The organism is Ancylomarina euxina (genome assembly GCF_003863355.1).
Taxonomy (GTDB): domain Bacteria; phylum Bacteroidota; class Bacteroidia; order Bacteroidales; family Marinifilaceae; genus Ancylomarina; species Ancylomarina euxinus.
Genome location: NZ_QQWG01000049.1, coordinates 1 through 2,552 on the forward strand (window position 1 = coordinate 1; position 2,552 = coordinate 2,552).

Annotated in this window: 3 protein-coding genes and 1 pseudogene; 1 reads left to right on the top strand and 3 read right to left on the bottom strand. The window is 33.7% G+C overall.

Annotated elements, in window-relative coordinates; all coding sequences use genetic code 11:
• Positions 1–314: 314 nt before the first annotated feature.
• Positions 315–1,457, bottom strand: a complete 1,143-nt coding sequence (locus tag DWB61_RS17485; RefSeq protein WP_125032227.1) for a tyrosine-type recombinase/integrase — start codon at positions 1,455–1,457, stop codon at positions 315–317.
• Between the two features lie 267 nt (positions 1,458–1,724).
• Here DWB61_RS17485 and DWB61_RS17490 point away from each other — a divergent pair, with 267 nt between their 5' ends.
• Entirely contained in the window at positions 1,725–2,102 is a 378-nt protein-coding gene (locus DWB61_RS17490) for a hypothetical protein (RefSeq protein WP_125032228.1), read from the top strand.
• Between the two features lie 16 nt (positions 2,103–2,118).
• On the opposite strand, the gene DWB61_RS17840 is transcribed toward DWB61_RS17490, so the two are convergent.
• Together DWB61_RS17840 and DWB61_RS18040 are read right to left on the bottom strand one after the other, a co-directional pair.
• The gene (locus DWB61_RS17840) at positions 2,119–2,436 is read right to left on the bottom strand and encodes a hypothetical protein (RefSeq protein WP_197091220.1); all 318 of its coding nucleotides are present in this window, start codon (positions 2,434–2,436) and stop codon (positions 2,119–2,121) included.
• Positions 2,433–2,552 (bottom strand): annotated as a pseudogene (locus DWB61_RS18040) (IS30 family transposase); the annotation flags it as partial. The pseudogene DWB61_RS18040 and the gene DWB61_RS17840, both read right to left, overlap by 4 nt.

The following is a 2,552-nucleotide window of genomic DNA, read 5'->3' on the forward strand; positions in this document are numbered from 1 at the left end:
AAGTGTAAGCAACTGTTTTTCAATGTCGAATTTCATTCTTCTCTTGACATTGATTCTAAAAAGCAGTAACTTATCCAAGTCTTAGTTAACGATACCAGTCGTTTGAAAGAGCGATCTTTCACGGTAGCACCGCATAAGACTTGAACAATGCCTGGCATTGCCTTTCTTGTCCTTTTACTCCTTAAGGAACTTTCCCCTACGTTTTGTCTCAGCCTAAAAAAAGAGGGTTTAATCTCTCCTTAAAGATTTTAGTTGTACATAACAATTCGCTAAAGAGAGTGTGTTATATACAGACTATGTCTTTATTGCGAGTTTTATGACAAATTTAATGAATCTATTGGACTAACAATAGTTTTTATGTTATTAATTGCAACCTCTGTATAGATCTCGGTTGTGCTTGTACTCGAATGTCCTAATAACACTTGTATGTAACGTAAATCGGTGCCACTTTCGAGCAAATGGGTGGCAAAACTATGTCGTAACATATGTGGTGTAACTCTTTTTTTAATGCCAGCTTTATGTGCAGCTTCAGTCACAATTTTGCCGATGCTGGTTGGTGAGTATTGCTGCCCCGATAGTCCTTCGAAAAGATATTTTTGGGGTTTATACTCCTCGAAATATTTCCGCAAATCCACCAAAACACTTTGGCTTAATAAACTGTTGCGGTCTTTAAGTCCTTTACCTTTTAATACATTTATCACCATGCGTTTACTGTCTATATCAGCCATTTTTAAATTTAACACTTCGCCTCGTCTTAGTCCAGCCGAATATAGCAGGCTAATAATACATCGGTGTTTAATATTCTTAGTGGATTTAATCATTAAGCCAATTTCTTCTTTCGATAAGACTTTGGGTAAAGCCTGACTTTTCCGAGGCCTTTCTATACTGAAAAAACGATTTGGCATACCAAGCACAACTTCGTAATAAAACTTTATAGCGTTGATACTCTGATTAATGTAGGAGTCTGATTTTTGCTGATGTATGAGTAGTTGTAGATATGATTGAATGTTTTCTTCGTCAATATCAAGTAAATCAACCTCTTTATAAGTGTTAATAAATGCTTCAAAACAACTGATATATACCCTAGCTGTGTTCAGGGCATATTTTCTCAATTCCAATTTTAAAAGAAAATCTTCGGGGCATCGCCTATACGTTTTTGGGGTTTTTCTCCTACGATATGATTCTATATCAAGTGGTGAATTTTCGGAATTTACATTCCTTTTTTTTTCTAAAAAATGTTCGCAATTGATCCAAGCAACCCCTTTAAACGTATCGAAAATAATAGATAAGTTCTCTTTTGTGTTGAGAATATAAACCATATTATAGGTATTGCTCCATCGCGGATTTGGAAGCGTTTTGATGAGTGCTTGTATCACCTTATCAGGATAAAATTGCAAGCCTATACATTTCGTATTATTGATTAATAAGTGCTTAAGTGTAATGTATTTCTTAATCATGATAGTGAAATTAAGTTGTTCATTTCATTTTGCTAATATCTACTTTCGTATTTATATTATATAAATAACATAAATATCTGATTTAAAGGTATAATATGCGTATATTATACGAATAATATATCTTTATGAGAAAAGCGGTGCATATGTCTTTAATTTTCATCAATATTTATGTCAGTAACAGGGTGAAATCGTTGCACTTTGGCCTTATTGCATTGAAAATCTAATGACTAATTCAATATTAGAGGAGATTGTGAAACAAATAAAATTATGGATACAGATATAAAATGCCTTAGTTGCGGAGAAACTATTAGAGGTCGAAAAGGCAAAAAGTTTTGCGATGTCTATTGTAAATCATCATATCAGTATCAGCAAAAAAAAGATAAGTCTCCCGATTTTTATTCTAAAGTCGATAAGCAACTAAAAACCAATCGCAAGCTTTTAAGAGAGTACAATAAAGCTGGTAAATCCACAGTTCGGGCCGATATTCTATTAAATCAGGGCTTCGACCCTAAGTTTTTCACACATTATTGGAAAAATAAAAAAGGTGATGTTTATCTATTTGTTTACGAGTTTGGATTTATAAAACGCCAAGAAAATACACGCGATAAATTTGTATTGATCAAATGGCAGAGCTATATGGGCTAAAGCAGAGAGCGGTATCTCATGACGGAAAGAAAACTCTTGTGTTCTTTTGAAAATCCTTAAAGTAACTCGTGTAAGTTCGTATTGTACTCTCACTGTATCGTACGCGTTGCAATTTTTCCAAATACCCATTGGGCAGTTTCATTTCTGTTTTCGCCTTAGTTTCTACCTGTTTTTCAGGCATCTCTATATCAGCCAGAACCGAAAAAACAGCCTTGAACTTTTTATAATCAAATTCGTTTCTAGCTATCCACCAATATTTTTTACTTTGGCTCCAGCGGGCTTGAAACTCTTGTTTGAGTAGTTCGGTTATATCTGTATTATATGCTGAATTCAAGCCGCTAATGCAACTATTTTATTATTAACAATAATATTATACATTTCATTTGGGGTAAGATAATTTAGACGCTTTCTAGGTCTGTTGTTTAATTTATCTTGCACCCATTTGACTTT

Bases quoted from the DNA above. Each gene is read 5' to 3' on its own strand.
- DWB61_RS17490 (WP_125032228.1), top strand. From the start codon at position 1,725: ATGGATACAGATATAAAATGCCTTAGTTGCGGAGAAACTATTAGAGGT.
- DWB61_RS17485 (WP_125032227.1), bottom strand. From the start codon at position 1,457: ATGATTAAGAAATACATTACACTTAAGCACTTATTAATCAATAATACG.